The sequence below is a fragment of the Citrobacter sp. LST-B2 genome, assembly GCF_057983045.1.
Map to the genome: position 1 here is coordinate 4,397,440 of NZ_CP192598.1, position 26,666 is coordinate 4,424,105.

The window sequence follows — 26,666 nt, forward strand, 5'->3', positions numbered from 1 at the left end:
CAGATTGAAATTATGTTTTATTTTTAATGATTATCCCGAAAAGGACAAAGAATAGCCAGAGCGAAAAAATGAGGGGAGCAGAAAAGCAAAACGCCGACACAAGGTCGGCGTTTCTTACGACGTTATCAGAATAAAAACTTATTCTGCAACAACGTTAATGGTCAGCTTAGCGAATACTTCGCTGTGAACCTGGAAGTCCACTTCGTGCTCACCAGTGGTACGCAGAACGCCGTTCGGCAGACGAACTTCGCTCTTAGCCACTTCAACGCCAGCTGCAGTTACAGCATCAGCGATGTCGCGGGTACCGATGGAACCGAACAGTTTACCTTCGTCGCCTGCTTTAGACGTGATGGTAACGGTTTCCAATGCGTTGATTTTCTCTGCGCGTGCATTTGCAGCAGCCAGAACGTCAGCCAGTTTAGCTTCCAGTTCAGCGCGACGTGCTTCGAAGTATTCAACGTTTTTCTTGGTAGCAGGAACAGCTTTACCCTGTGGTACCAGGAAGTTACGAGCATAGCCCGCTTTAACGTTAACCTGATCACCCAGGCTACCCAGGTTTGCTACTTTATCAAGCAGAATAACTTGCATTACCTTATCCTCTCAAAGTCGTATTAATGGACCGTGACCGATTACTGATGACGATCAGTGTACGGCAGCAGAGACAGGTAGCGAGCGCGTTTGATAGCGCGAGCCAGCTGACGCTGGTATTTTGCACGGGTACCGGTGATACGGCTTGGGACAATCTTACCGCTTTCGGTGATGTAGTTTTTCAGCGTAGCGATATCTTTATAGTCGATCTCTTGAACGCCTTCCGCGGTGAAACGGCAGAACTTGCGACGACGGAAATAACGTGCCATATGGCTAGTCTCCAGAATCTATCAATTCAATCTGCTCGGCATGCAGAACCATTTTGCTCAGGCCGTTCTTTGCCTTGTGGCAAGAGATGAACCCCTGAACGGTCACTGCGCTACCGACCGTTATACTGTGAGTAATGGCCTGGTTTTCGTGTCCGCTAACAATCACGGGCATTTGGCACCACGCCTGCCGGTGAAATCCGGCTTCCTCCTGCACAGAACGATGCTCAAGCACGAACTGGCAGTGCGGAATTCCTGATGGACTGACCTTTCGAAGGGGGGTCCTGCACACGGTGCCGGACAACACCAGACGGTTGGTCATCAGAAATTACTCTTCAGAATCCCCAGCTTCAGCATCATCTGCGGTTTCGTTTGCGAAATCATCGCGACGCTCACGGCGCTCGTCTTTCGCTTTAACCATCGGAGATGCTTCGGTAACAGCGTGCTTAGTACGCATTACCATGCTGCGGATAACGGCGTCGTTGAAGCGGAAAGTTGTTTCCAGCTCATCGATCACTTCCTGCGGTGCTTCAACGTTCAGCAGAACGTAGTGAGCTTTGTGCAGTTTGTTGATCGGGTAAGCCAGCTGACGGCGGCCCCAGTCTTCCAGACGGTGGATCTTGCCTTCTGCACCAGTGATGGCAGCAGAGTAACGCTCGATCATACCCGGAACCTGTTCGCTCTGGTCAGGATGGACCATAAAAACGATTTCGTAATGACGCATCGAATTGCTCCTTACGGATTATTCAGCCTCCTGTCTGGGTCAGCCGCGGCCCATGGAGGCAAGGAACGTGTTAAAGGTCGGCTGAAAAATTGACGCGTCATAATACTGGTGTCAGGCCGCAAACTCAAGGTGATTCCAGGAATATTTGTCAGGACGCCCTTAATACATATCCAATAGCATTTTGCCGCTGATGCAGATAGAAACAATCACGATCATCGGCCTGATCACTTTCTTGCCACGTGTGAGGACTACTGTCGCCCCCAGGCGTGCGCCAAGCGCCTGCCCGGCGAACATCACCAGTCCCAGCGACCAGATCATTTTGCCGCCGAAAATGAAGAACAGAATAGAGGCGATGTTGGACGCAAGATTAATGAAATTAGAGTGAATTTGCGCTTTATCGATGCTGTATCCCCACAGCAGGATGTAGCACAGGGTATAAAAGGAACCGGCCCCGGCGCCGAGGAATCCATCATAGAAACCAACGCACCCTCCCCCTATCAGGGAAAAGAGAAACAGTGACACCTGCTGCTTCTTTTTTGGTTCAGTGAGATTGGGGGCAAAAATAAAGTACAGCGCTACCGCGATGATGAGTACCGGTAACAGTTTTTTCAGCAGTTCCGGTTCAATGAACTGGATAAGCGTCGTCCCCAGAGCCGCTCCCACAAACGCGGATAAAAAGACATACTTATGCTGCTGGATGTTGATATGTCCGCGACGCAGAAAGTAGATCCCCGACGTCAATGAACTGCCCAGCGCCTGAATCTTATTGGTGGCCAGCGCATTGGCTGGCGGCAATCCTGAGAGCAATAGCGCTCCAATCGATAAAAACCCACCGCCGCCTGAAACTACATTAATAAAACCCGCTATCAGCGCCACCATAAACATAATGGCGAAGTAGCTGAAATTCATGAATGAAGTATCCATATCTTTTTGCCTTATTATCATAAAGTTAGCTTTATGTTTCGGCTCACTATAAGCGGCGATGGCCGACAGTGATATTGACGATTCGGTAAGTGTTCTTGTCAGAAAAACAGGTATTTTTCGCCACAGCAAAACGGGCTAGCCGATTGTTTACATTCAGAAAGAACGGATCGCGGTAATTTTTTGAACAACTGCATCAGAAATGGTCGCTATCGACCGACAAAGTAGCGATTAAAATTAAATCAGACGTTATCGACTAACAGGAGAAATCGCTAATCAGAGTCAGCTGTCGAGGAGGTAGGTATGCGAATCCGTTTTGTCACCCTTCTGGCGGGACTGTTGCTCAGTGCAAATACATTCGCCGCCATTGAAATAGACCACCAGCAAGCCCGAAACATGGATGATGTGCAGAGCTTAGGCGTCATTTACATCAATCATAACTTCGCCACTGAAAGTGATGCAGAAAGGGCCCTGAATGAAGAGACCGATGCGCAGGGCGCAACGTACTACCACGTGATCCTGATGCGGGAACCCGGTAGTAACGGCAACATCCACGCCAGCGCGGATATTTATCGCTAGCACCAGGAAAGTCCAACGAAAAGAAAGCCATAGCTTGACTTGCCCCCTGTTCAGGGGGCTTTTTTTTGCATGATGACGTATGGCTAGCTAGCGCCTGCGTCAGAGATGCTGACGGAAAAACGACACCGTTGCGGCCAGGGCTTCGGGCGTAATGCGATGGCGTACGCCTGCTTGCCACTGACAGGTCAAATTGTGGTCCAGGCCGGCCTGAATCATTGCCTGCTGTAAACGGAAACTTTCCGCCGCTGGCACCACATCATCGTCCTGGCCATGCCATAACAACAGCGGTCTGTCGGCCAGTCGGGCGAGCTGCTGCGACACATCCCACTTCGCCAACGGCGCAATGATATGCGTGAATTCCTCCTGACGGGCGGGCGTGTCCAGGGCACAAGGGGGAAACAGCGTTCGCGCCAGACGGGTGAAATAACCCGAGCCCATCAGGCTGGCGACACATTTGACCTCCGGATGCTGAGTCATGATCCCCAGCGCAGTCATTGCCCCCATCGATGCGCCGCCAACCGCAAGACGTTCCTCCAGCAGCCAGTTTTCTGCACGCAGTGCCGCACGTAACGCCGTAAACTCCTGCATGCTCTGCTGCAAAATCTGCCAGAAGTGGCCCATTCTCGCCTGTTCGTCACCATTGAAACGCGCCCCATGCCCGGCGGCGTCTGGCATAATGACCCGAAATCCGGCCTGCGCCAGCGCCACGGCAAAATAGCTGTAGACCAGGCTGGAAGAGGTAAACCCGTGGTAGAAAACAATACACGGCAAAAGTGTACTGCGTTGCCCCGAAGGAAAGGCGTGAAGCAGATGATGTTCCGCCAGTTGACATGTTTCAATTTCAATCATTTGCACCTCTTTTGGCGCGGGTATGCTATAGGTCACATTATTAAACAAGGTGACGTATTCAACAACGATTCATAATGTTGAGAACTGGATTACGCTTTCACGACATTTTCATTCGAAAATCGCGCGGAAGGTAACATTTTGGGAACATTCCCCCAAAGGGAAATTAATAAGGCACTACACTATGGCTATCAGGAAACGAGATAGAGTGATGCGTCGGTTTACCTCTTTGATGTTGGTGATGCTGTTAAGTGGATGTAGCATTCTTCAGGGAACGCCACAGCCAGCACCGCCCGTCGCCGATCATCCGCAGGAAATTCGTCGCGACCAGACACAAGGGTTGCAGCGAATGGGAACCGTGACCTCTCTGGTCAGAGGCTCTCCGGATGATGCAGTTGATGAAGTCAGAGCGAAAGCCGCCGCAGCGAAAGCCGATTATTACGTTATTGTCATGGTTGATGAAACTATCGTGACGGGTCAGTGGTACTCACAGGCCGTCTTATATCGTAAATAATCATTGATGGAATTTAAGCCAATTTCACGTAGCTTTACGCCTCTATACGTTTACCTGTGCACAATAAACCGACAGCAGGAGGCTGGACGTTTATTTCGGCGATGGAATGCCCTGCGCATTGCGGGGAAACGTAAAATGGAGCTGACGATGAAACAATCTCTTGCCTTATCCTCACTGCTGTTAACTGCCGGACTGGTGAGTACGACGGCGCAGTCTGCTGAATTCGCGAGTGCGGATTGCGTGACTGGCCTCAATGAAATTGGCCTGATCTCTGTCAGTAATATTTCCGGAAACCCACAGGATGTGGAGCGGATTGTCGCGTTAAAAGCCGATGAACAAGGCGCATCGTGGTATCGCATTATTCAGATGTATGAAGAGCAGCAGCCTGATAACTGGCGCGTACAAGCCATACTCTACGCATAACAGATTGCCGGATGGCGTAAACGCATCCGGCAACGTATCAGCGCAATCCCCCCGTCGCCCGCAGCAGCAACGCGTCCTGTACCCGTTCTGATAACCGCATTCCGCCGCGCGTATCCAGCATCATCTGACACCAGGCCTGGGCAACAGGCGGTGATGCGTGCCGTAACATTTCTATTCCGCATCCCAACAGGAAAATCTGCTGGGTGATCTCACGACCCAGTTCTTCGGAAGGTTTGCGCAGTCGCGGCAAAAGCTGGCGTACCGCGCGATCAAAATGCCTGTCCTGCCCCCTGACCTCAGAGAATGCCTCACTCAGCATCTCATCGACCCCGGTTTGCTTGTTGATAACCCGCAAGACGTCGAGACACATGACGTTACCGGATCCCTCCCAGATACTATTGACCGGCATTTCCCGGTACAGTCGCGGCAGTTCGCTCTCTTCGCAATACCCTACGCCGCCAAGCACTTCCATTGCCTCCGCCACGAACGGAATGCCGCCTTTACAAACGGCAAATTTTGCCGCTGGCGTGAACAGACGCGCCCAGAGTCGCTCTTTGGCATCGCTACGCCGATCCCAGGCATGGGCCAGACGAAACAATAATGCGGTTTGTCCTTCCAGCTGGAGCGCCATACGACTAAGCACCTGACGCATCATCGGTTGCTCAATCAGCGGCTTGCCGGACACCTGACGCTGGTGCGCGTGGTAAATCGCCACCGAGAAGGCGCGGCGCATCAGTCCGTGACTGCCGAGCGCACAGTCAAAACGCGTCAGACCGCCCATCTTCAGGATATGACGAATGCCTTCTCCCTCATCACCAAGAAGCCAGCCGATGGCATCCTGAAACTCGACTTCCGCGCTGGCATTGGAACGATTCCCCAGCTTGTCTTTCAGCCGTTCAAGGCGGATCGCATTGCGCTGGCCGTCAGGTAAAAAGCGCGGGACGAAGAAACAGGAGAGGCCACCTTTTGCCTGTGCCAGCACCAGATGGGCATCACTTTGCGGCACAGAGAAAAACCATTTATGTCCCACCAGCCGGTACGACCCATCCGCCAGACGCTCGGCGCGGGTGGTGTTGCTCAACACATCAGAACCGCCCTGTTTTTCCGTCATCCCCATGCCGATCAGCAGGCCACGTTTTTGGCCCCCCGGCGCAAGATGCGAATCATAGCGATCGCTGTGTAGCGGCGTTTGCCAGTCGGCGAATACGGCGGGCAACATTTGCTGCAATAGCGGTGTCGCGGCAAAAGTCATGGTGATGGGGCATAACGTGCCGGCCTCCACCTGCGCATGCAGGACAAAGCGGGCTGCCCGGGCGACAAACGATCCGTCTCGCGCCGCCTCCGCCCAGGGCAGATTGTGGATACGGTTGGCACACAGTCCCTGCATCAACAGATGCCACGCGGGATGGAAGCGAACGTCGTCCAGACGCTGCCCCTGGGGATCGTAACGTAGTAATTCTGGCGGCCAGGCATTCGCCAGCCGTCCCAGTTCCAGCGATTCCGCAGTGCCAAGTTGTTGACCGATACTGGCGAGAAGTTCGCTGTCCCAGCCTGCCCCCTCACGCGCTACGGCCTCGCAGAGCGCGCCATCAGACAGGAACAGATTGCTGTTATTCAGGGGTAACGGCTGATTAAAAACGGTGTGAGTTTGCCAGTGCATTGTGTTTCCCTCCTTCAATGGCATCTCAATAAGTATGGTCAGTCTGAGGGGAGAATGCCTGGAAAGGAGGGCACAAAAAAGCCATCCTGCTGGATGGCTTCAGAAATCGTCTATTAGCTGCGCTGCCGCACAGCCTCGAACAGACAGATGCCTGTCGCGACAGAAACGTTGAGCGAAGAGACGCTTCCGGCCATTGGAATGCTGATCAGCTCATCGCAATGTTCACGCGTCAGGCGACGCATCCCCTCACCTTCCGCCCCCATCACCAGCGCCATACGGCCGGTCATTTTGCTCTGATAGAGAGTATGGTCAGCTTCACCCGCCGTGCCGACAATCCAGATATTCTCTTCCTGCAACATACGCATGGTACGCGCCAGGTTAGTCACCCGAATCAACGGGACGCTTTCCGCTGCACCGCAGGCGACTTTCTTCGCCGTGGCATTCAACTGCGCAGAACGATCTTTCGGCACGATCACCGCATTAACGCCAGCGGCATCGGCGCTACGCAGACAGGCACCGAGGTTATGCGGATCGGTCACGCCATCAAGGATCAGCAGGAACGGTTGATCCAGCGAAGCAATCAGATCCGGTAGATCGTTTTCCTGATACTGACGACCCGGCTTCACGCGAGCGATAATGCCCTGATGGACGGCTCCTTCGCTTTTCTCATCCAGAAACTGACGGTTTGCCAGTTGGATGACCACGCCCTGTGCTTCCAGAGCATGGATCAGCGGCAGCAGGCGTTTATCTTCACGGCCTTTGAGAATAAAGACATCCTGAAAACGTTCAGGAGCACGCTCCAGCAGGGCCTGCACCGCATGGATGCCGTAAATCATTTCACTCATGAAATCACTCGTTAATAGTTAATCATGCCGGGTGACGCAATGCTTCCCCGGCTTACACTGTGCGGCTTACTGTGCCGTTTTCTTTTTAGCGGCACGCTTTGCTTTTGTCGCCGCCGCTATTTTTTGCGTTTTCTCAGAAGGCTTTTTCGCTTTTCTGGCCTCTTTCTTCGCCGCCTTTGGTTTTTGTTTCTTCTCGCCACGGAAAGCGCTGTCAGGCTCAAAATTGGCTTTCTTACCAACCTGACGACTGCGGCCGGTTTTTTTATCCGCATCGCCTTTCTTCGCTCTTTCACGCGCCGTTTTACCTTCGTTACGCGGCGCACGCTCGCTGGAAATCAGGCTGAAATCAATCTTGCGCTCATCCATATTTACAGCTTCGACTTTCACTTCCACGCGATCGCCAAGACGATAAGTCTGGCCGCTGGATTCGCCGGTCAGGCGCTGTCCCACCTGGTCAAAACGATAGTAGTCGTTATCCAGCGAGGAGACGTGGACCAGGCCATCGATGAACAGTTCGTCCAGACGCACAAAGAAGCCAAAGCCGGTGACGCTGGCAATCACGCCTTTAAAGACGTTGCCGACCTGATCCAGCATGAAGTCGCACTTCAGCCAGTCAGCGACGTCACGGGTTGCTTCATCCGCACGGCGCTCAGCCATCGAACAGTGCTGACCCAGTTGCAGCATCTCTTCCATCGAATAATGGTAGCCACCCGTTTCGGTGGTGTTACCTTTATGGCCCTGCTCTTTCGCCAACAGATACTTAATGGCGCGGTGCAGGGAGAGATCCGGGTAACGACGGATCGGCGAGGTAAAGTGAGCATACGACTGCAACGCCAGACCAAAGTGACCGCGGTTTTCCGGATCGTAAATCGCCTGCTTCATCGAACGCAGCAGCATCGTTTGCAGCATTTCGGCGTCAGGGCGATCGGCAACCGATTCCAGCAATTCCGCGTAATCGCGCGGCTCCGGCTTATTACCGCCAGGCAGTTCCAGCCCCAGCTCCGCCAGAACAGAACGGAAGGAAGTGATCGCCTCAGTCGTCGGTTTGTCGTGTATACGGAACAGCGCAGGCTCCTGGGCTTTCTCAACGAAACGCGCTGCCGAGATGTTCGCCAGAATCATGCACTCTTCGATCAGCTTGTGCGCATCGTTACGCTGGGTCTGCTCAATTCGCTCAATACGGCGTTCCGCGTTGAAAATGAACTTCGCTTCTTCACTCTCAAACGAGATGCCGCCGCGCTCTTCACGGGCTTTATCCAACACTTTGTAGAGGTTGTGTAGCTCTTCGATATGCTTAACCAGCGGCGCATACTGCTCGCGCAACTCCTGATCGCCCTGCAACATGTGCCAGACCTTGGTGTAGGTCAGACGCGCATGTGAGCTCATCACCGCTTCGTAGAATTTATATCCCGTCAGACGGCCTTTGGTAGAGATGGTCATTTCGCAGACCATGCACAGGCGGTCAACCTGCGGGTTCAGTGAGCACAGGCCGTTGGAGAGCACTTCCGGTAGCATCGGTACCACCTGCGACGGGAAGTACACGGACGTCCCGCGATTACGCGCTTCCTGATCCAGCGGCGTCGGCGGACGCACGTAATAGCTCACGTCAGCAATCGCCACCCACAAACGCCAGCCGCCACCGCGTTTCTTCTCGCAATAGACCGCATCATCAAAGTCGCGGGCATCTTCGCCGTCGATGGTGACCAGCGGCAAATCGCGTAAATCCACACGCCCGACTTTTGCCTCTTCAGGCACCTCTTCTTTCAGACCGGCAACTTGTTTCTCAACGGCGGCTGGCCAGATATACGGGATTTCATGGGTTCGCAGCGCCATATCGACGGCCATACCGGTTCCCATGTTGTCGCCCAGCACTTCGACGATTTTCCCTACCGCTTTGGTGCGGCGGGTCGGGCGCTGGGTGAGTTCAACCACCACCACAAAGCCCATGCGCGCGCCCATGATATCTTCAGGCGGGATCAGAATATCGAAGCTCAGACGGCTGTCGTCAGGAACCACAAAACCCACGCCCGCTTCAGTAAAGTAACGACCGACAATCTGGCTGGTTTTTGGCACCAGAACGCGCACAATACGCGCTTCACGGCGGCCTTTACGATCCGCGCCCAGCGGTTGCGCCAATACCTGATCGCCATGAATGCAGGTTTTCATCTGCTCGCTGGAGAGATACAAATCGTCTTTACGCCCTTCGACGCGCAGAAAGCCATAGCCATCACGGTGGCCAATAACGGTACCTTTCAGCAGATCGAGGCGTTCCGGCAGCGCATAACACTGCCGACGGGTGAAGACCAGTTGTCCGTCACGCTCCATCGCGCGCAGGCGGCGACGCAGGGCTTCCTGCTGCTCTTCGCCTTTTATGTTCAGTTCCACAGCCAGCTCATCGCGGCTGGCCGGTTTTTCGCGTTTAGTTAAATGTTCGAGGATAAATTCCCGGCTTGGGATAGGATTTTCGTACTTTTCAGCTTCGCGTTCCTGGAAAGGATCTTGTGACATTGAGGTTCCTCCATTGTCAGCTCCGGTGGAATTCCGTCGTCTTTCACGCCGTCTCTTTGTTGGCTGCCTTTGCTCTCCCCAGTCGCTTACTTTTTAAGCTCCTGGGGATTTATGAGAGACATCCCAGTCTCTCACCGAAGGCCAGCCTGCGGCTGTTCAAATTCGTTCCTGACGAATTTGTCACTCAGTTGCCGCCGCGATACGACGCGAAATGCTTTGGACTTCACTATTCCACCAGCAATAATTTATAAAGCGGTTGATTCTCTTCAACCAAATCGGCCAGCGTGTAGTTATCCAGCTCCGTTAGAAAACTTTGCACGGCCTTAGAAAGCGCCTGTTTGAGTCGACAGGCAGGGGTGATGTGGCAAAACTCGCTGCTACAATTCACCAGCGACAGCGGTTCGAGTTCGCGCACGACATCGCCAATTCGAATAGTATTCGCGGCTTTGCCTAAACGGATCCCGCCATTTTTTCCCCGAATAGCAGTTACAAAGCCCGCCCGACTAAGTTGATTGATTATTTTGACCATATGATTACGGGAAACGCCGTAGACGTCTGTCACCTCCGAAATACTGGTCATGCGACCTTCCGGGAGTGATGCCATATAGATTAGCGCTCGTAGTCCGTAATCGGTGAAACTCGTTAACTGCACATCAACCTCAGGGAAAAGGGGGAATCGGGATACATCTTATTTATATTGATGATAAACCAGCCACTAGCCAGGCCGCTAATTTATTTCAGTTCGGAAGGAAAAAAGCGAGGATTTAACGCACGATTAAGCCGGATGACGACGCCTGGCATCTTGTCCGGCTAACTACACTTTGTAGGCCTGATAAGCGCAGCACCATCAGGCACTGCGCCACGAACCAAAATTATGCGTCGAACGGGTCACGCAGAATCATGGTCTCAGTACGATCCGGGCCAGTCGAAATAATATCAATCGGTACACCGGTCAGTTCTTCGATACGCTTAATGTAGTTCAGCGCTGCCTGTGGCAAACCGCTACGCTCTTTCACGCCGAAGGTGGACTCAGACCAGCCCGGCATGGTTTCGTAAATCGGCTCGATACCTTCCCAATCGTCAGCCGCCAGCGGTGTTGTGGTCACTTCACGGCCATCCGGCATACGATAAGCGACACAGATTTTCACCTCTTTCAAACCGTCCAGTACGTCCAGTTTGGTCAGGCAGAAGCCCGACAGGGAGTTGATCTGTACTGCACGACGCACAGCAACGGAGTCCAGCCAGCCAGTACGACGACGACGCCCCGTGGTAGCACCGTATTCGTTACCCTGTTTGCACAGGAACTCACCGATGTCATCAAACAGCTCAGTCGGGAACGGACCCGCACCCACACGCGTGGAGTAAGCTTTGATGATACCCAGCACGTAATCCACATAACGCGGACCCAGGCCAGAACCTGTTGCCACGCCACCCGCAGTGGTGTTAGAGGACGTTACGTACGGATAGGTACCGTGGTCAATGTCCAGCAGCGTACCCTGCGCGCCTTCGAACATGACGAAATCGCCACGCTTGCGCGCCTGGTCCAGCAGATCGGACACATCAACAACCATAGAGGTCAGGATGTCGGCAATCGCCATCACATCATCCAGCACTTTCTGGTAGTCAACCGCGTCAACTTTGTAGAAGTTAACCAGCTGGAAGTTGTGATATTCCATCACTTCTTTCAGCTTTTCAGCGAAGGTGGCTTTGTCGAATAGATCGCCAACGCGCAGACCGCGACGGGCGACTTTGTCTTCGTAAGCCGGCCCGATACCACGACCGGTAGTCCCGATCGCTTTCGCGCCACGTGCTTTCTCACGCGCGTTATCCAGCGCAACGTGGTAGTCCAGAATCAGCGGGCATGCTTCAGACAACAGCAGACGCTCGCGAACAGGAACACCACGATCTTCCAGTCCTTTCATCTCTTTCATCAGCGCAGCCGGAGACAGCACAACACCGTTACCGATGATGCTGATGACGTTCTCGCGGAGAATACCTGATGGAATAAGATGGAGGACGGTTTTTTCACCGTTGATTACGAGAGTATGGCCTGCGTTGTGACCGCCCTGGTAGCGTACAACATATTTAGCCCGTTCAGTCAGAAGATCGACGATCTTTCCTTTACCTTCGTCACCCCATTGGGTGCCCAGTACGACGACGTTGTTACCCATTTTTCAAAATCACCGTTTGCTTAAAAATGGATTCTACCATCGCTTTTTCAGATATACAGCACTTTTTGCATGCAAAAATTAGCTAAATTCGCACGTTTTTTGATCAGCCAATCGTTTTCCTCAACATGTAGTAGACCACAATGCCCGCAACCACAAGTCCACCACCAAAACGACGTAAAGTATTTTCAGGCAACTGCGTCATGGCAGAAATCATCTTCTTCCATGCTCGCGGGTAAAGCATCGGACCTAAACCTTCAAGCACTAAAACCAGCGCAAGCGCGAGCCAGATTGTTGAGTTCATCGGACGTCCTTTATAAAAAGAAAACCACCGGCATCCTCAGGGATGCGGTGGTTTTATGCGTCTAACCTAAAACCGTTGCGACGATATTATCGCGTTGCGGTATTCGGTGTCTTCATGTAGCGGAAGAAATCGCTGTCCGGGCTCATGACCATGACATCCTGATTGCCTTCGAAGCTCTTCTCGTAAGCACGCAGGCTACGAATAAAGGCGTAGAAGTCAGGATCCTGGCTGAACGCATCGGCAAACAGCTTCGCCGCTTCTGCATCCCCTTCACCGCGCATGATACGCCCCTGACGCTCAGCTTCCGCCAGCGTTTTGGTCACTTCATAGTCGGCTGTCGCGCGCAGTTTTTCCGCTTCTTCCTGACCTTGTGAACGGTGACGACGCGCTACCGCTTCACGCTCAGCGCGCATACGGTTATAGATCGCTTCAGACACTTCGGTCGGCAGGTTGATCTGCTTGATCCGCACGTCGACCACTTCGATACCCAATGCGGCCATACTGTTCGGGTTGATCACCGGCACATTGCCGTTGGTTTCAGCCTGAACACGTTCAGCGGCTTCGGCAATCGCGTTATCCGCTGCCGGGGTCGCCACTTCGTCTTCGGTTCCGGCAGAGCCAGAGTTCAGGGCGTCACGCACTTCCAGGGTCAGGCGACCACGGGAGTCGGTCACAATGTCTTTCACATCCAGACGACCAATCTCAGAACGCAAACGGTCAGAGAACTTACGTTTCAACAGAACTTCAGCCTGAGAAATATCGCCGCCGCCCGTCGCCAGGAAGTAACGGCTGAAATCGCTGATGCGCCATTTGATGTAAGAGTCAACAATCAGGTCTTTCTTCTCTTTGGTGACAAAGCGATCGGCCTGGTTATCCATCGTCTGGATACGCGCGTCGAGCATTTTCACCGACTGAATAAACGGTACCTTAAAGTGCAGACCCGGCTCATAAATCAATGGTTTTTTGTCGGCATCACGCACGACGCTGCTGAACTGGAACTTAATTCCGCGCTCGCCTTCTTTCACCACGAAAATTGAGGTGTACAGCACTACCAGCACGATGATGATAATCGCAATAACTGACTTACGCATCGTTATTCCCCCTGACGCTGGTAGTCGTTACGCTGCGCGTTAGCGCGGCGTTGGTCCATAATATCGCCCTGACTGGTGGACGAGGTGTTGCTTGCTCCGCTGCTGCTGGAAGAAGACGTGGAGGGCAGACGCAGCAGGTTCGAACCGCTATCGCTCTTTGCCGCCGGCGCGCTCGCGCCTTTCAGCATCTGATCCAATGGCAGAACCATCAGATTGCCACCTTTGTCGTTAACCAACACTTTACGGGTATGGCTCAACACTTTTTCCATCGTCTCGATATACAGACGCTCGCGGGTAATCTCTGGCGCCGCTTTATATTCCGGAAGGATTTTCGCAAAGCGCGCCACTTCACCCTGCGCTTCCAGGATGGTTTGCGTTCTGTAAGCACGCGCCTCTTCAAGGATACGCTGTGCCTGACCGTTCGCACGCGGCTGAACTTCGTTGGTATACGCTTCCGCTTCACGGATGTACTGCTGTTCGTTCTCACGGGCAGCAATGGCATCGTCAAACGCCGCTTTCACCTCTTCCGGCGGACGTGCAGCCTGGAAGTTGACGTCCAGCAGGGTAATACCCATGTTATAGGGACGAATGGTCTCTTCCAGTTCACGCTGGGTATCGCTACGAATAACGGTACGCCCTTCGGTCAGGATACGGTCCATGGTGTATTTACCGATCACGCCGCGCAGGGCGCTGTCGGTCGCCTGACGCAGACTGTCATCCGCGCTGGTTACGCTAAACAGATATTTTTGCGGATCGGTGATGCGGTACTGCACGTTCATCTCAACGCGCACCACGTTCTCATCTGACGTCAGCATCACACCGGAAGCGGCCAGTTCGCGGACGGCTTCCACGTTCACCGGCGTCACCTCGTCGATAAACGTCGGCTTCCAGTTCAGGCCCGGTTCAACCAGATGGCTGAACTTACCAAAGCGTGTCACCACGCCGCGCTCTGCTTCTTTGATGGTGTAGAAACCGCTCGCCGCCCAGATAATGACGATAGCTGCCGCCGCGATGGAGACGACACGTCCGCCCAGATGCGGGCGCGGGCCTTGCGATGAGCTTCCGCCGCCAGAGCCGGTACCTTTACCGCCTCCCAGTCCACCGAGTTTTTTACTCAGCTTGCGAAAGATGTCATCGAGATCAGGTGGCCCCTGCTCGCGACCACCTTTGTTTCCATTTCCCTCAGAGTTGCCGCCTGGTTTGCTGCTTCCCCACGGGTCGCGGTCTTGTCCGTTATTACCGGGCTGATTCCACGCCATGTTTGTGCTCCATATTTGTTATGCGATGCTATACCTGTGTTTTTTGCGCGGCAGATGCGTTGGCTACATCCCTCAGCTCCCGTCACATAGTTGACTATGCTCCAGAGAATTTCAGGACTTGCCGCCTTCCTGCCGCTCAACCTCCACAAGGTACAGAGGCGAAAAAATCTTCAGGCCATATCCGTCAGATCAGACAACATAGTCTTCCAAAGCCGGTTCTTGTTTACAGAGGCGACGCCAGTCAACGATCGGCAGGCGAACTTGCAGACTTACGCTACCGTCATCCTCCATCCACTCTTTTTCTATTGCCTGAAGCTGATAAAAACGGCTTCTCAGACGCCCTTCCTGCGGCGGCAAACGCAACGTATGCTGCGCCACCTCGCCGGAAAGTCGCTCCGTCAAAGCCTGAAAAAGCTGTGGTATCCCAACCCCTGTCTGCGCGGAAAGCCAGACACGAATCGGTTTGTTCTCTTCATCCCGGTCGATACGCGGTTCAAAGTCATCCAGCATATCGATCTTGTTCATCACCATCAGGGACGGGATCTCGTGAGCATCGATCTCTTCGAGAACCGTATCCACTGCGTCGATGTTTTCCTGCACGCGCACATCCGCTGCATCAACCACATGCAGCAACAGTGTCGCCTGACGCGTTTCCTGGAGGGTCGCTTTAAACGCCGCAACCAGATCGTGCGGAAGATGACGGATAAACCCAACGGTATCCGCCAGCACGGTCTCCCCGACATCCGCCACGTCAATGCGACGCAGCGTCGGATCCAGGGTCGCAAACAGTTGATCTGCCGCATAGACCCTGGCTTCGGTTATCTGATTGAAAAGGGTGGATTTTCCGGCGTTAGTATATCCCACCAGCGAGACGGTCGGGACATCCGCCTTAATGCGCGACTGTCGCCCCTGCTCACGTTGCTTTTCAACTTTTTCCAGGCGCGACTGGATCTGCAATATACGGTTTCGCAATAAACGGCGGTCGGTTTCGAGTTGGGTTTCACCCGGACCGCGCAAACCAATCCCGCCTTTCTGTCTTTCAAGGTGGGTCCAGCCACGGACAAGACGCGTAGCCAGATGGCGCAACTGCGCCAGTTCAACCTGCAATTTCCCCTCATGGGTACGTGCACGCTGCGCAAAAATATCTAAGATAAGGCCAGTGCGGTCGATAACACGACACTCACACAGGCGCTCCAGGTTACGTTCCTGGGCCGGACTCAATGCATGATCGAATAATACGACGGCAGCGCCTGTCGCTTTTACGGCTTCCGCAATTTCAACGGCTTTACCTTCACCAACAAAGTACTTCGGGTGCGGTGCTTTACGGCTACCGGTAATCACCTGCATTGCTTCGACACCGGCGGAAGAGACCAGAGATTCAAACTCCTGGAGGTCTTCCATATCTTTGTCTTGCGAAAAATAGATGTGTACCAGTACCGCCTGCTCACCGGCGTCATAACGGTCAAACAAGCGTCAACCCCTCGATATAGATCAGCGGGGAACGCAGAAATTCTGGCTCCCCGTGTGTAAAACAGCCAAAAACCTTATTCGGTCTCTTCGCTGTCCTGTTGCGCCGCAGAACCCTGCGCGCCGCTACCGTGATGATAGTTACTGCTGGTACCGCCACCGGCATTGTTACTATGATGAGAAACCGGGCGAGACGGGACAACAGTAGAAATCGCGTGCTTATAAACCATCTGACTGACCGTGTTTTTCAACAGGATCACAAACTGATCAAAAGACTCGATTTGACCTTGCAGCTTAATACCATTCACCAAATAAATAGAAACTGGAACACGTTCCCGACGCAGTGCGTTCAGGAACGGATCTTGTAAAGATTGCCCCTTAGCCATTCTCTCTTTTCCTTATATGCTTATTTGTACTTTGAATCTTTCGATTCTGAAAATTGCGCACGATACGCCTTAATTGTACACATTCAGTTCGCGATAGCACCAACAACCTGTAATACTTCGTTCCGCGCCTGCTCAGGTTTCTCACTGTCAAGCCAGTGCACTCCTTCCCAACCGCGTAACCAGGTTACCTGGCGCTTTGCCAACTGCCTCGTGGCGCAAACACCTCTATAAACCATTTCATCGTATGATATTTCGCCTTCAAGGTATGACCACATCTGGCGGTATCCCACACAACGAATGGAAGGCAAGTCCGTATGCAAATCTCCACGGGCAAAAAGCGCCCGAACTTCTGCTTCAAATCCTGAAGCCAACATCTGATGAAAACGCTGCTCGATGCGTTGATGCAACAGCTCACGGCTCGCTGGGGCGATGGCAAACTGATGCACCTGGTACGGTAAAGCATCACCTGACGTTTGCGTCAGTTCCGTTAAAGTTTTACCCGAAATGAAAAAAACTTCCAGTGCCCGGGAAAGTCTTTGCGGATCATTTGGATGAATACGCGCAGCCGCAACCGGATCGATTGTCTGAAGCTGTTGGTGCAACGCATCCCACCCTTGCTCTGCCGCCTGTTGCTCAATTCTGGCCCTGACCTGCGGGTCTGCCGACGGTAACGGCGAAAGACCTTCCAGCAATGCCTTGAAATACAACATCGTACCGCCCACTAACAGCGGAATACGCCCCGCCGCAGTGATCTCGCTCATCTCCGCCAACGCATCGCGGCGGAAATCCGCAGCAGAATACGCCTGCGACGGATCGCGAATATCCAGCAATCGGTGCGGAGCCACCTTTAACTCTTCAGCGTCCGGCTTTGCCGTCCCGATATCCATCCCTTTGTAAATAAGGGCGGAATCGACGCTTATCAACTCTACTGGCAAAACTTTACGCAATTCAATCGCTAGCGCCGTTTTACCCGAGGCCGTAGGCCCCATCACAAAAATTGCCTTTGGCAGGCTCGCCTTACTGATATCACTCATGTTTCAGGGCATTCATCGCCGTATGTAAATCAACAGGTTGTAACAGACCACCCGGCGGCGCCTTCACGAGCTGCGGGCAAAGCCGCTCCACATCAGCCAACAGGGTAATGGCCTGAGCCATTGTCCACTGCGTATGCTCACTCATCAAATTACGCGCAATCCACTGCGCCAGATTACCAGGTTCACGCGCTGACTGTTGCGTCAGGTAGCCTATCAGTTCAGGAATCAAGATTTGTAAATTTTGTTGGCGTAAGGGTAAAGGCACCGCCCGAATGGTCACATGCTGGGCATCTGCCTGAAATTCAATCCCCAATTCCACCAGTGCGCCCTGCGCATTTTCCAGCGCAGCCTTTTCCTCTGCAGAGACTTTTAGCCGCAGCGGGATCAGCAACGGCTGAGCGCAAACCTGCCCCTCTCCCGGCGAAAGCTGCGCCTGACGCAGCCAGCGTTCTGCCACGGGCAGCGCCAGCAGGTGAATATTCCCTTCGCGCTCCAGCAACGCGCAGTCGTTGCCCACAATCGTGAGCACACGGCCAAAGCTCTGACAGTGTCCCGACAGTGCTGACACAGCTGGCTCCGGCGCAGGCGATAATTTTGTCGCAGGTGTCGGCGTTTGCAGGAGCTGGCGATACACTTCGCCCTGCTGTTTTTGGTAGCCCGGTTGGGCATGCGGCCAGCTTGCCGCCGTTGGGCGCGGCGCGCTGCTGCCCGCTGTCGGTGTGGAAGCGTAGCGCGGTGCCGTAGGTTCGCGGGCCTGCGCCGGCTCAGCAAAATGGTTACGCCCTGCGGCCACACGGTTTTCCGGAACGTGCCGGGGCGCGGGTTCGCCTTCTGCTTCCAGCGGCAATGGCGATTCAAGCTGCTGTTGCAGCACGCTCAGCACGCCCTGGTAGATAAAGTCATGGACCAGGCGCGACTGATGAAAACGCACTTCATGCTTGGCCGGGTGCACGTTGACATCCACCTGATGCGGGTCAATCTCAAGGTACAGCACAAATGCGGGCTGTTGATCGGCGCCCAGCTTATCTTCACAGGCCTGACGAATGGCGTGGTTGATCAACCTGTCGCGCATCATGCGTCCGTTGACGTAGCAGTACTGTATTTCCGCCAGCGCCGTCGTGGTGTGATTGGGATCGGCGACCCAGCCGCGTAAGGTCAGATCGCCATGCTGCCACTCAATCGCCAGCGCATGCTCAAGAAACGGCGTACCACAAATGGCGCCCAGACGACGCTCTTGCGGCCCCTCTTTCGCCACCGCGCGGTACTGACGTACCATTTTGCCGTTGTGCGACAAATTGATCGTCACATCAAAACGCGCCAGCGCAATGCGCCGGATGATCTCGTCAATATGATTGAATTCGGTTTTCTCGGTGCGCATAAACTTGCGCCGGGCCGGGGTGTTGTAGAACAGATCGAGGACTTCCAGCGTGGTGCCTACCGGATGCGCGGCCGGTTTGACTGTTACCTCCATGTCGCGCCCTTCGGCGTAGGCTTGCCAGGCTTCCTGTTGCTCTGCGGTGCGTGACGTGAGAGTCAGGCGAGATACCGAGCTGATACTCGCCAGCGCTTCGCCGCGAAAACCCAGGCTAATGATCGCTTCCAGATCGTCAAGAGAGGCAATTTTACTGGTGGCGTGCCGCGCCAGCGCCAGCGCCAGTTCGTCTTTCCTGATCCCGCAACCATTGTCACGGATACGGATCAGCTTCGCGCCGCCGCGCTCGATATCAATATCGATGCGCGTTGACCCGGCATCAAGGCTGTTTTCCACCAGCTCTTTGACCACCGATGCAGGTCGCTCAACCACCTCACCTGCGGCAATCTGGTTCGCCAGTTGTGGCGGTAACACCTGAATCGGCATGCAAATTCCTTAGTTGATCAACGACTCACCCGGCGTAGCGGCGCTCGCGGTTTGCGCCGCACTTCCCTGCGGAGCCGACTGCATCGGATGCGCCTGGAAGTAGTTACGCAGCCCTTTGTAAATCGCATCGGCCAGTTGTTGCTGATACGCATCGCTCGCCAACAGACGTTCTTCACTGTGATTACTGATAAACCCGGTTTCCACCAGCACCGAGGGAATATCTGGCGAGCGCAGAACGCCCAGGCTGGCATGTTCAGGCCGCCGTTTATGCAGTGACCCAATCCGTTCGAGCTGGCCTAACATGTTGGTTGCCACATCATACCCTACGCGTTGGGAATGGCCGAACTGCAAATCCAGCACCGCCTGGCTTAGGTACGGATCGGCCTGACTGTTTGCCAGCACATCCCCCGCACCACCCAGCAGCTCCGACTGTTTTTCATGTTCTTCAAGCCAGTTCGCCATTTCGCTGTTGGCGCGCCGGTTCGACAGCACCCACACGGAGGCACCCGTAGCGCTGCGGTTGGGCGCGGCATCGGCGTGAATCGACACCAGGAAGTTGGCGTTTTGCTTACGCGCCACGTCAGAGCGCCCCATCACAGAGATAAAATAATCCCCGTCACGGGTTAACACGCCTTTAAACATCGGATCATCATTAAGCAGCGTGCGCAGTTTACGGGCCACCGCGATAGTGACATTTTTCTCTCGCGTACCGCCGGGGCCGATCGCGCCGGGATCCTGCCCACCGTGCCCGGCATCAATGGCGATCACCACTTTGTCACCATTGCTGGATGTCGCTCTGGCCGCCGGGCGCGTCGCCGTATTGCTGCTGATCACGGCGGTAGTGCGATCGTTGCTGGTGTTAAACGGATTTCGCGCAGGTTCAGTCGGACGCGGCGCCACCACCGGCGTTTCGACGCGTTTAGCAACGACTGGAGCGGGGGGAGGTGGCGGAGGCGTATCGGCGTTAATGGTAAAGACTACCGTGTAGTTTCCGCCACTCTGCCGTTTTACCGCCTCGGTTTTCCCGTTTTCGGTTAAATCCACCATCAGTCGTAGTGACTGTGGATCTTTCGCCGTGCCGGAACGAATGGTCTTCACCAGGTTATTACCGCTAAACATCAGCGGAAGCCCCTGAATGACCCCCGTTTGCTTAATATCCAGCGCAACGGTACGTTTGCCTTCATGGGAAAAGGCATAATCGGGATCGCCAATAAAACTGAGCGTAATACGCGCCTGTCGATCGCCGTTGGAGACCTGGATGTCGGAGAGGCTGGCGGCTCCGGCCTGCGCGCACAGCAGAACCAGCATGGCCACCAACCCATTTCTGATACGATAAATCATCCCGCCACCTTTAAGGTTAACCGGCTAAACGCGCCAGCAACGAATCACCTGATGAGGAGACAGCACGGATGCGCGCCTCACGACCTTGCGCCTGGTAATCTATGTGTATTTCGACATCCGGGTCCGGGAGTACACCTTTACCCTGTTGTGGCCATTCCACCAGGCAAATGGCATCGTTGGCAAAATAATCGCGGATCCCCATAAATTCGAGCTCCTCGGGATCGGCAAGACGATACAGATCGAAGTGATAGACCATCAGGTTATCGAGAGAATAGGGTTCGACCAGCGTATAGGTTGGACTTTTTACATTACCGGAATGGCCTAACGCCTGCAGGAATCCCCGACTAAAGGTGGTTTTACCCGCGCCTAAATCACCGTAGAGATAGATCACGGTCGCGCCGTTGCAGGCCTTGGCTACCCGTTGTCCCAGGTCTAATGTTGCCTGTTCGTCAGGTAGCGGAATTACTCGATTCATCATGATAAACGTCAATCACATCAGGGTTAACAATACGCTGTAGCGTGGAAAAAAGATCGGTTGCCAACATGCCGCGCATACCGGCACGCGCCGCCAGAACATCGGCCGCCGCACCGTGAGCCACGCAGCCAGCACAGGCTGCATCATACGGGGTAAACTTCTGTCCGAGCAATGCGCCAATAATACCGGAAAGCACATCGCCCATGCCGCCGCTGGCCATGCCTGCGTTGCCGACATCAGCAATTCCCAACGCCTCCGGTTGTGCGGCAACCACCGTTCCCGCCCCTTTCAACACCGCAACGCCTCCGTAACGTTTTACCAGACGCTGTGCAGAATGTAAGCGATCACTTTCAATTTCTGCGACAGAACACCCCAGTAACCGCGCGGCTTCTCCCGGATGCGGTGTGATGACGCGATTGTGACGTTTATCGGGATTGATTGCCAGCAGGTTCAACGCATCGGCGTCCCAGACCATCGGTTTACGGAAATTCTCGACTTTTTGCAGCGCTTTCTTCCCCCACTCCGCCTGCCCGAGCCCAGGGCCAATGATGATGACATCCGCCCATGCGAGGCTTTCATCAAGGGACTGCGGCGTCAGTTCATGCACCATCAGTTCGGGACGAGCGGTCAGCAGCGGGGCGATATTTTCGCTGCGCGTTAGCACGCGTACCAGCCCCGCTCCGGCGCGCAGCGCCGCTTCACCGGCCAGTCGAATCGCTCCCGCCGTGCCGTGATCGCCGCCGATCACCACCAGTCGACCGTGATCGCCTTTATGCGACGTTGCACGACGCGGAGAGAGCCAGTGCGCAAGTTGTGAGGCGTCAAAGCGTTGAATCGGCGCGTCCTGCCCTGTCAGCCAGTCGTCCAGTCCCAGCGAATTAAAATGAAGGCGCCCGGTCACATCCCGGGCTTTCCCCGTCAGCAGACCGGGTTTCAGGACGATAAAGGTGACCGTGCGTTCGGCCCGGATGACCGCACCGGGCGTCGCGCCCGTTTGTGCCAGCAACCCGGAAGGAATGTCTATTGAGACAACAGGCGCAGGGTGGGCGTTTGCCCGTTCGATTAATTCAGACAACGGATCGCGCGGCGCCTGGGTTAACCCGATCCCCAGAAGCGCATCAATAATCAGGTCGATATTTTCCGGCCAGGCAATCGCCGGGGAATGGATCACGCCTCCTGCATTCAGCCAGGCTTCCCGCGCCTGTGCGGCCTCCTCGGGCAGCGGCTTATCGCTTTCCAGCGCTACCAGGGTGACCAGAATCCCTGCTGCTTTCGCCAGCCTCGCCACCACATAGCCATCGCCACCATTGTTACCGTGACCGCAGAGCACCAACCAGCGCCGGGCATAAGGCCGGGACTCGCGCGCCACGTCAAACACCGCCTCGCCCGCTCGCAACATCAGTTCGAACAACGTGAGCCCCAGCGTGTCAGCAGCTTCTCGCTCCAGCCGTTTGATGTCATCGGCGGGCCAGATGGAGTGTGGTATACTGATGGGGTTTTTCTTCATTGTATGGTCCGTCATGTCAGAGCCCCTCAATCTCAATCAGTTAGCGCAAAATATTAAGCAGTGGGGGCTGGAACTGGGCTTTCAGCAGGTCGGTATTACCGATACTGACCTGAGCGAGTCCGAACCCAAACTGCAGGCGTGGCTGGACAAACAATACCACGGCGAAATGGACTGGATGGCGCGCCACGGCATGATGCGCGCGCGTCCTCATGAGCTACTGCCTGGCACACTTCGCGTCATCAGCGTGCGCATGAACTATCTTCCCGCCCACGCCGCGTTTGCCCGGACGCTGAAAAATCCCTCGCAGGGTTACATCAGTCGCTATGCCCTGGGCCGCGACTACCATAAGCTTTTACGCAACCGCCTCAAAAAGCTGGGTGAGAGGATTCAGCAGCACTGTGTCTCGCTGAATTTTAGACCTTTTGTCGACTCTGCGCCCATACTTGAGCGCCCGCTGGCAGAAAAAGCCGGTCTGGGATGGACAGGTAAGCACTCACTAATCCTCAACCGTGAGGCCGGGTCGTTTTTCTTTCTTGGTGAGTTACTGATTGATTTGCCCCTGCCGGTTGATGCTCCCGTGGAGGAAGGATGCGGAAAGTGCGTCGCCTGCATCACCACCTGTCCGACCGGGGCGATTATCGCCCCCTACACGGTGGATGCGCGTCGTTGCATCTCCTACCTCACCATCGAACTGGAAGGCGTAATCCCTGAAGCACTGCGACCATTGATGGGCAACCGGATCTACGGTTGTGATGACTGCCAGTTGATTTGCCCATGGAATCGCTACTCGCAGCTGACTGACGAAGACGATTTCAGTCCCCGTAAGCCGCTTCATGCGCCCGAGTTGATAGAGCTGTTCGCCAGAAATGAAGCCTGGTTTTTAAAAGTCACAGAAGGGTCAGCCATTCGTCGTATTGGTCATCTGCGCTGGCTGCGTAATATTGCGGTAGCACTCGGTAATGCGCCCTGGAGTGACGCCGCCCTTTCCGCACTGGAAAGCCGCCGGGGTGAGCACCCACTTCTTGATGAACACATTGAGTGGGCCGTCGCGCAGCAGATCGCGAAGCGAAACGCCGACGTGATCGAGGTGCAATCACCAAAGCAAAGGCGACTGGTTAATGCTATCGAAAAGGGACTTCCACGGGACGCCTGAATCGTCCACAGGCTGTGCATAAAAATAAAAACACATTGCTATTCAAGAACGAAAAAATCGTCAAGTGATCGCATTAACAATTTGTAATCTTAATTTAAACTTTGATTTCAGATAGTTATAAAGAAACTATTCACTTAGCGAAGTATTTGAATATTCCGTAGAAAAATCCGAAGCTGTGGATAACTCTGTTCACAAGAGTATGACAGATACAAAACGAAACGACCCCAACGCATAAACGCACTGTGGTTGATTTTCTGGAGATAAGAATTTGGAGCGGGAAACGAGACTCGAACTCGCGACCCCGACCTTGGCAAGGTCGTGCTCTACCAACTGAGCTATTCCCGCTTAATCTTCGTCTTTCAAACTGCTGCCGCAATTCGAAATCCTGCGATTGGGTGGTCTGTGCTAAGAAGCACTTTCAAATTTTGGAGCGGGAAACGAGACTCGAACTCGCGACCCCGACCTTGGCAAGGTCGTGCTCTACCAACTGAGCTATTCCCGCTTAATCTTCGTCTTTCAAACTGCTGTCGCACTTCGAAATTCTGCGATTGGGTGGTCTGTGCTAAGAAGCACTTTCAAATTTTGGAGCGGGAAACGAGACTCGAACTCGCGACCCCGACCTTGGCAAGGTCGTGCTCTACCAACTGAGCTATTCCCGCTTAATCTTCGTCTTTCATGTTGCTGCTGTGTTGGCTGCCTTTACTCACCACAGTCACTTACTTAAGTAAGCTCTTGTGGATTCGCTCAGTTGCCGCCTTGCTGCAACATGAAATGCTTTGATTAAAATTTGTTGCTGCCGTAACGCATAATTCTCTGTCGTTACGGGAGGCGCATTATACGAGAAATCCTTTCTCCTGCAACCCCTTCAAACGCAATTTTTTGTGAATTTCGTTTGAGTGACGATTTTATCAGCAAAGCGAGTAATTTAGCGGCAATCTTCGGTATACGCAAGCTTCCCGGATGTAAACTGTAGGCCGGGTAAGGTAAAGCCGCCACCCGGCATAGCCACCTTTTAAAGCTTAATAAAATTCTCACGATAGTAAGCCAGTTCCGCCACCGACTCGCGGATATCATCCATCGCCTTGTGCGTTCCTTCCTTGCTCAAACCGTCCAGAATTTCGGGTTTCCAGCGACGAGCCAGCTCTTTCAGCGTGCTGACATCCAGGTAGCGGTAATGGAAATACGCTTCCAGTTCTGGCATGTACTTAAACAAAAAACGGCGATCCTGTCCGATGCTGTTCCCGCAGATTGGCGACTTACCCGCTGGCACCCACGCTTGCAAAAATTCAATCGTCGCCAGTTCCGCTTCACGTTCACCCATTGTGCTCGCCTTCACTCGCTCCACCAGCCCGCTCCCGGTATGGGTACGCACGTTCCAGTCATCCATCAGTGCCAGCTGTTCATCAGACTGATGAACAGCAATCGTTGGCCCTTCAGCCAGAATATTCAGGTTGGCATCGGTGACCAGTGTGGCGATTTCAATTATGCGATCGCGCTCGGGATCCAGACCGGTCATCTCCAGATCAATCCAAATCAAGTTGTTTTCATTGGCACTCATGCTATTTTCCACCCCTCATACGTCACATTCTGTGTGACTACTCTCAACTAGAATTGTGTGTATCATAGATGTTTTGCCCAACATGGGCGACCAGGAGCCAGTACGATTGAGTAAAAATAAACTCTCCAAAGGCCAACAGCGCCGCGTGAACGCTAATCACCAGCGTCGTCTTAAAACGTCTAAGGAGAAGCCAGACTACGATGACAACCTGTTTGGCGAGACCGCTGAAGGGATCGTCATTAGCCGTTTTGGCATGCATGCCGACGTCGAATCTGCCGACGGTGAAATTCACCGCTGCAACATTCGCCGGACGATACGCTCGCTAGTGACCGGCGACCGTGTGGTCTGGCGTCCCGGCAAAGCGGCTGCGGAAGGGGTCAACGTCAAAGGCATCGTCGAGGCGGTGCATGAACGTACCTCGGTATTGACGCGCCCGGACTTCTACGATGGCGTAAAACCCATTGCCGCCAATATCGACCAGATTGTCATTGTCTCCGCGATTTTACCGGAGCTGTCACTCAATATTATCGACAGGTATCTGGTGGCCTGTGAGACATTGCAGGTTGAGCCGATCATCGTGCTCAACAAAATCGATCTGCTGGATGACGAAAGCATGGCGTTTGTGAATGAGCAGATGGATATCTATCGTCATATCGGTTATCGCGTGCTGATGGTCTCCAGCCACACTCAGGATGGTCTGAAACCGCTGGAAGAAGCGTTGACCGGGCGCATCAGCATCTTTGCCGGTCAGTCCGGCGTTGGCAAATCCAGCCTGCTCAACGCATTGCTCGGTCTGCAGGAAGCCATTCTCACCAACGATGTCTCTGACAACTCCGGTCTGGGACAGCACACTACCACCGCAGCCCGCCTCTACCACTTCCCACATGGCGGCGACGTCATCGACTCCCCTGGCGTGCGTGAATTCGGCCTGTGGCACCTGGAGCCGGAACAAATCACCCATGGCTTTGTCGAATTTCATGACTATCTGGGGCTGTGCAAATATCGTGACTGTAAGCACGACACTGACCCAGGCTGCGCCATTCGTGCCGCCGTAGAGGACGGGAAAATTGCGGAAACCCGTTTCGAAAATTATCACCGTATTCTCGAAAGCATGTCGCAGGTAAAAACGCGTAAAAACTTTTCTGATACCGATGACTGACAACTAAGCTAAGCATCGCTAGAATCGTCCCC

The 26,666-nt window shown here is 54.1% G+C and carries 27 protein-coding genes and 3 tRNA genes; 5 read left to right on the top strand and 25 right to left on the bottom strand.

Features of this window, described 5'->3' with window-relative positions:
* Nucleotides 1-138: 138 nt before the first annotated feature.
* The 5 genes from rplI to ACQ0PY_RS21200 form a co-directional block, all read right to left on the bottom strand.
* Complete coding sequence (gene rplI, locus ACQ0PY_RS21180; protein WP_042999192.1) at nucleotides 139-588, bottom strand: 50S ribosomal protein L9; 450 nt, start codon at nucleotides 586-588, stop codon at nucleotides 139-141.
* A 41-nt stretch (nucleotides 589-629) separates the two neighbouring features.
* A complete protein-coding gene (gene rpsR / locus ACQ0PY_RS21185) occupies nucleotides 630-857 on the bottom strand; it encodes a 30S ribosomal protein S18 (protein WP_000135199.1) in 228 nt (75 codons plus the stop codon).
* Nucleotides 858-861: 4 nt separating this feature from the next.
* The gene (gene priB / locus ACQ0PY_RS21190) at nucleotides 862-1,176 is read right to left on the bottom strand and encodes a primosomal replication protein N (RefSeq protein WP_042321531.1); all 315 of its coding nucleotides are present in this window, start codon (nucleotides 1,174-1,176) and stop codon (nucleotides 862-864) included.
* 6 nt (nucleotides 1,177-1,182) lie between these two features.
* Nucleotides 1,183-1,578, bottom strand: coding sequence for a 30S ribosomal protein S6 (gene rpsF / locus ACQ0PY_RS21195; RefSeq protein WP_042321529.1), 396 nt, complete (start codon nucleotides 1,576-1,578; stop codon nucleotides 1,183-1,185).
* 159 nt (nucleotides 1,579-1,737) lie between these two features.
* Nucleotides 1,738-2,502, bottom strand: a complete 765-nt coding sequence (locus ACQ0PY_RS21200; protein ID WP_109739538.1) for a TSUP family transporter — start codon at nucleotides 2,500-2,502, stop codon at nucleotides 1,738-1,740.
* A 300-nt stretch (nucleotides 2,503-2,802) separates the two neighbouring features.
* Here ACQ0PY_RS21200 and yjfY point away from each other — a divergent pair, with 300 nt between their 5' ends.
* Nucleotides 2,803-3,078 (top strand): DUF1471 family protein YjfY, encoded by a 276-nt coding sequence (gene yjfY, locus ACQ0PY_RS21205; RefSeq protein ID WP_044257220.1) that lies wholly within the window; start codon nucleotides 2,803-2,805, stop codon nucleotides 3,076-3,078.
* A 99-nt stretch (nucleotides 3,079-3,177) separates the two neighbouring features.
* Here yjfY and yjfP read toward each other — a convergent pair whose 3' ends face one another.
* A complete protein-coding gene (gene yjfP / locus ACQ0PY_RS21210; RefSeq protein ID WP_042999189.1) occupies nucleotides 3,178-3,927 on the bottom strand; it encodes an esterase in 750 nt (249 codons plus the stop codon).
* Between the two features lie 181 nt (nucleotides 3,928-4,108).
* Between yjfP and bsmA the strand changes: the two genes are divergently transcribed.
* Together bsmA and yjfN are read left to right on the top strand one after the other, a co-directional pair.
* Nucleotides 4,109-4,438, top strand: a complete 330-nt coding sequence (gene bsmA / locus ACQ0PY_RS21215) for a biofilm peroxide resistance protein BsmA (protein ID WP_042999188.1) — start codon at nucleotides 4,109-4,111, stop codon at nucleotides 4,436-4,438.
* 147 nt (nucleotides 4,439-4,585) lie between these two features.
* Nucleotides 4,586-4,861: a DUF1471 family protease activator YjfN gene (yjfN, locus tag ACQ0PY_RS21220; protein WP_072140690.1), complete on the top strand. Its 276-nt coding sequence runs from the start codon at nucleotides 4,586-4,588 to the stop codon at nucleotides 4,859-4,861.
* 37 nt (nucleotides 4,862-4,898) lie between these two features.
* Here the strand turns inward: yjfN and ACQ0PY_RS21225 are convergent, their stop codons facing one another.
* The 15 genes from ACQ0PY_RS21225 to nnr all read right to left on the bottom strand — a co-directional run bounded on the left by ACQ0PY_RS21225 (nucleotide 4,899) and on the right by nnr (nucleotide 22,779).
* Nucleotides 4,899-6,521 (bottom strand): isovaleryl-CoA dehydrogenase, encoded by a 1,623-nt coding sequence (locus ACQ0PY_RS21225; RefSeq protein WP_109739539.1) that lies wholly within the window; start codon nucleotides 6,519-6,521, stop codon nucleotides 4,899-4,901.
* Nucleotides 6,522-6,634: 113 nt separating this feature from the next.
* The gene (rlmB, locus tag ACQ0PY_RS21230) at nucleotides 6,635-7,366 is read right to left on the bottom strand and encodes a 23S rRNA (guanosine(2251)-2'-O)-methyltransferase RlmB (RefSeq protein WP_042321448.1); all 732 of its coding nucleotides are present in this window, start codon (nucleotides 7,364-7,366) and stop codon (nucleotides 6,635-6,637) included.
* 66 nt (nucleotides 7,367-7,432) lie between these two features.
* Nucleotides 7,433-9,874 carry a ribonuclease R gene (gene rnr / locus ACQ0PY_RS21235; protein WP_109739540.1) on the bottom strand — a complete coding sequence of 814 codons (2,442 nt, stop codon included), beginning with the start codon at nucleotides 9,872-9,874 and terminating at the stop codon, nucleotides 7,433-7,435.
* Nucleotides 9,875-10,100: 226 nt separating this feature from the next.
* Complete coding sequence (nsrR, locus tag ACQ0PY_RS21240) at nucleotides 10,101-10,526, bottom strand: nitric oxide-sensing transcriptional repressor NsrR (protein WP_042321442.1); 426 nt, start codon at nucleotides 10,524-10,526, stop codon at nucleotides 10,101-10,103.
* A gap of 220 nt (nucleotides 10,527-10,746) precedes the next feature.
* Nucleotides 10,747-12,045 carry an adenylosuccinate synthase gene (gene purA / locus ACQ0PY_RS21245; RefSeq protein ID WP_042321439.1) on the bottom strand — a complete coding sequence of 433 codons (1,299 nt, stop codon included), beginning with the start codon at nucleotides 12,043-12,045 and terminating at the stop codon, nucleotides 10,747-10,749.
* 103 nt (nucleotides 12,046-12,148) lie between these two features.
* The gene (locus ACQ0PY_RS21250) at nucleotides 12,149-12,346 is read right to left on the bottom strand and encodes a DUF2065 domain-containing protein (protein ID WP_042321436.1); all 198 of its coding nucleotides are present in this window, start codon (nucleotides 12,344-12,346) and stop codon (nucleotides 12,149-12,151) included.
* A gap of 86 nt (nucleotides 12,347-12,432) precedes the next feature.
* On the bottom strand, nucleotides 12,433-13,437 hold the full coding sequence (gene hflC / locus ACQ0PY_RS21255; protein ID WP_042321433.1) for a protease modulator HflC: 1,005 nt from the start codon (nucleotides 13,435-13,437) through the stop codon (nucleotides 12,433-12,435).
* Nucleotides 13,438-13,439: 2 nt separating this feature from the next.
* On the bottom strand, nucleotides 13,440-14,696 hold the full coding sequence (gene hflK, locus ACQ0PY_RS21260; protein ID WP_042999185.1) for an FtsH protease activity modulator HflK: 1,257 nt from the start codon (nucleotides 14,694-14,696) through the stop codon (nucleotides 13,440-13,442).
* 189 nt (nucleotides 14,697-14,885) lie between these two features.
* Nucleotides 14,886-16,166, bottom strand: a complete 1,281-nt coding sequence (hflX, locus tag ACQ0PY_RS21265; protein ID WP_042321426.1) for a ribosome rescue GTPase HflX — start codon at nucleotides 16,164-16,166, stop codon at nucleotides 14,886-14,888.
* A 74-nt stretch (nucleotides 16,167-16,240) separates the two neighbouring features.
* Entirely contained in the window at nucleotides 16,241-16,549 is a 309-nt protein-coding gene (gene hfq / locus ACQ0PY_RS21270; RefSeq protein WP_061069555.1) for an RNA chaperone Hfq, read from the bottom strand.
* Nucleotides 16,550-16,632: 83 nt separating this feature from the next.
* Nucleotides 16,633-17,583 carry a tRNA (adenosine(37)-N6)-dimethylallyltransferase MiaA gene (gene miaA, locus ACQ0PY_RS21275; RefSeq protein WP_109739541.1) on the bottom strand — a complete coding sequence of 317 codons (951 nt, stop codon included), beginning with the start codon at nucleotides 17,581-17,583 and terminating at the stop codon, nucleotides 16,633-16,635.
* On the bottom strand, nucleotides 17,576-19,441 hold the full coding sequence (mutL, locus tag ACQ0PY_RS21280; protein WP_109739542.1) for a DNA mismatch repair endonuclease MutL: 1,866 nt from the start codon (nucleotides 19,439-19,441) through the stop codon (nucleotides 17,576-17,578). Before mutL ends, miaA begins: the two co-directional genes overlap by 8 nt.
* 9 nt (nucleotides 19,442-19,450) lie before the next feature.
* Nucleotides 19,451-20,782, bottom strand: a complete 1,332-nt coding sequence (gene amiB / locus ACQ0PY_RS21285; protein ID WP_109739543.1) for an N-acetylmuramoyl-L-alanine amidase AmiB — start codon at nucleotides 20,780-20,782, stop codon at nucleotides 19,451-19,453.
* Between the two features lie 16 nt (nucleotides 20,783-20,798).
* Nucleotides 20,799-21,260, bottom strand: coding sequence for a tRNA (adenosine(37)-N6)-threonylcarbamoyltransferase complex ATPase subunit type 1 TsaE (gene tsaE / locus ACQ0PY_RS21290; protein ID WP_042999180.1), 462 nt, complete (start codon nucleotides 21,258-21,260; stop codon nucleotides 20,799-20,801).
* Entirely contained in the window at nucleotides 21,232-22,779 is a 1,548-nt protein-coding gene (gene nnr / locus ACQ0PY_RS21295; RefSeq protein ID WP_044265695.1) for a bifunctional ADP-dependent NAD(P)H-hydrate dehydratase/NAD(P)H-hydrate epimerase, read from the bottom strand. Before nnr ends, tsaE begins: the two co-directional genes overlap by 29 nt.
* On the opposite strand from nnr, the gene queG reads away from it, so the two are divergent.
* Nucleotides 22,778-23,917, top strand: coding sequence for a tRNA epoxyqueuosine(34) reductase QueG (gene queG, locus ACQ0PY_RS21300; protein ID WP_042999178.1), 1,140 nt, complete (start codon nucleotides 22,778-22,780; stop codon nucleotides 23,915-23,917). The genes nnr and queG overlap by 2 nt on opposite strands.
* Nucleotides 23,918-24,186: 269 nt before the next feature.
* Here queG and ACQ0PY_RS21305 read toward each other — a convergent pair.
* From ACQ0PY_RS21305 to orn, 4 genes are all read right to left on the bottom strand, one after another.
* Nucleotides 24,187-24,262 (bottom strand) — tRNA-Gly (locus ACQ0PY_RS21305).
* 81 nt (nucleotides 24,263-24,343) lie between these two features.
* Nucleotides 24,344-24,419 (bottom strand) — tRNA-Gly (locus tag ACQ0PY_RS21310).
* Between the two features lie 81 nt (nucleotides 24,420-24,500).
* Nucleotides 24,501-24,576: transfer RNA gene (locus tag ACQ0PY_RS21315), tRNA-Gly, on the bottom strand.
* Nucleotides 24,577-24,929: 353 nt separating this feature from the next.
* The gene (gene orn / locus ACQ0PY_RS21320) at nucleotides 24,930-25,475 is read right to left on the bottom strand and encodes an oligoribonuclease (RefSeq protein ID WP_042999177.1); all 546 of its coding nucleotides are present in this window, start codon (nucleotides 25,473-25,475) and stop codon (nucleotides 24,930-24,932) included.
* A 106-nt stretch (nucleotides 25,476-25,581) separates the two neighbouring features.
* Here orn and rsgA point away from each other — a divergent pair, with 106 nt between their 5' ends.
* Entirely contained in the window at nucleotides 25,582-26,634 is a 1,053-nt protein-coding gene (rsgA, locus tag ACQ0PY_RS21325; protein ID WP_044327158.1) for a small ribosomal subunit biogenesis GTPase RsgA, read from the top strand.
* Nucleotides 26,635-26,666: the final 32 nt, after the last annotated feature.

What these genes read in the sequence shown, in the direction of transcription:
- rplI (WP_042999192.1), bottom strand. Translation starts at nt 588, where the DNA reads ATGCAAGTTATTCTGCTTGATAAAGTAGCAAACCTGGGTAGCCTGGGT.
- rpsR (WP_000135199.1), bottom strand. Translation starts at nt 857, where the DNA reads ATGGCACGTTATTTCCGTCGTCGCAAGTTCTGCCGTTTCACCGCGGAA.
- priB (WP_042321531.1), bottom strand. Translation starts at nt 1,176, where the DNA reads ATGACCAACCGTCTGGTGTTGTCCGGCACCGTGTGCAGGACCCCCCTT.
- rpsF (WP_042321529.1), bottom strand. Translation starts at nt 1,578, where the DNA reads ATGCGTCATTACGAAATCGTTTTTATGGTCCATCCTGACCAGAGCGAA.
- ACQ0PY_RS21200 (WP_109739538.1), bottom strand. Translation starts at nt 2,502, where the DNA reads ATGGATACTTCATTCATGAATTTCAGCTACTTCGCCATTATGTTTATG.
- yjfY (WP_044257220.1), top strand. Translation starts at nt 2,803, where the DNA reads ATGCGAATCCGTTTTGTCACCCTTCTGGCGGGACTGTTGCTCAGTGCA.
- yjfP (WP_042999189.1), bottom strand. Translation starts at nt 3,927, where the DNA reads ATGATTGAAATTGAAACATGTCAACTGGCGGAACATCATCTGCTTCAC.
- bsmA (WP_042999188.1), top strand. Translation starts at nt 4,109, where the DNA reads ATGGCTATCAGGAAACGAGATAGAGTGATGCGTCGGTTTACCTCTTTG.
- yjfN (WP_072140690.1), top strand. Translation starts at nt 4,586, where the DNA reads ATGAAACAATCTCTTGCCTTATCCTCACTGCTGTTAACTGCCGGACTG.
- ACQ0PY_RS21225 (WP_109739539.1), bottom strand. Translation starts at nt 6,521, where the DNA reads ATGCACTGGCAAACTCACACCGTTTTTAATCAGCCGTTACCCCTGAAT.
- rlmB (WP_042321448.1), bottom strand. Translation starts at nt 7,366, where the DNA reads ATGAGTGAAATGATTTACGGCATCCATGCGGTGCAGGCCCTGCTGGAG.
- rnr (WP_109739540.1), bottom strand. Translation starts at nt 9,874, where the DNA reads ATGTCACAAGATCCTTTCCAGGAACGCGAAGCTGAAAAGTACGAAAAT.
- purA (WP_042321439.1), bottom strand. Translation starts at nt 12,045, where the DNA reads ATGGGTAACAACGTCGTCGTACTGGGCACCCAATGGGGTGACGAAGGT.
- ACQ0PY_RS21250 (WP_042321436.1), bottom strand. Translation starts at nt 12,346, where the DNA reads ATGAACTCAACAATCTGGCTCGCGCTTGCGCTGGTTTTAGTGCTTGAA.
- hflC (WP_042321433.1), bottom strand. Translation starts at nt 13,437, where the DNA reads ATGCGTAAGTCAGTTATTGCGATTATCATCATCGTGCTGGTAGTGCTG.
- hflK (WP_042999185.1), bottom strand. Translation starts at nt 14,696, where the DNA reads ATGGCGTGGAATCAGCCCGGTAATAACGGACAAGACCGCGACCCGTGG.
- hfq (WP_061069555.1), bottom strand. Translation starts at nt 16,549, where the DNA reads ATGGCTAAGGGGCAATCTTTACAAGATCCGTTCCTGAACGCACTGCGT.
- miaA (WP_109739541.1), bottom strand. Translation starts at nt 17,583, where the DNA reads ATGAGTGATATCAGTAAGGCGAGCCTGCCAAAGGCAATTTTTGTGATG.
- mutL (WP_109739542.1), bottom strand. Translation starts at nt 19,441, where the DNA reads ATGCCGATTCAGGTGTTACCGCCACAACTGGCGAACCAGATTGCCGCA.
- amiB (WP_109739543.1), bottom strand. Translation starts at nt 20,782, where the DNA reads ATGATTTATCGTATCAGAAATGGGTTGGTGGCCATGCTGGTTCTGCTG.
- tsaE (WP_042999180.1), bottom strand. Translation starts at nt 21,260, where the DNA reads ATGATGAATCGAGTAATTCCGCTACCTGACGAACAGGCAACATTAGAC.
- queG (WP_042999178.1), top strand. Translation starts at nt 22,778, where the DNA reads ATGTCAGAGCCCCTCAATCTCAATCAGTTAGCGCAAAATATTAAGCAG.
- nnr (WP_044265695.1), bottom strand. Translation starts at nt 22,779, where the DNA reads ATGACGGACCATACAATGAAGAAAAACCCCATCAGTATACCACACTCC.
- orn (WP_042999177.1), bottom strand. Translation starts at nt 25,475, where the DNA reads ATGAGTGCCAATGAAAACAACTTGATTTGGATTGATCTGGAGATGACC.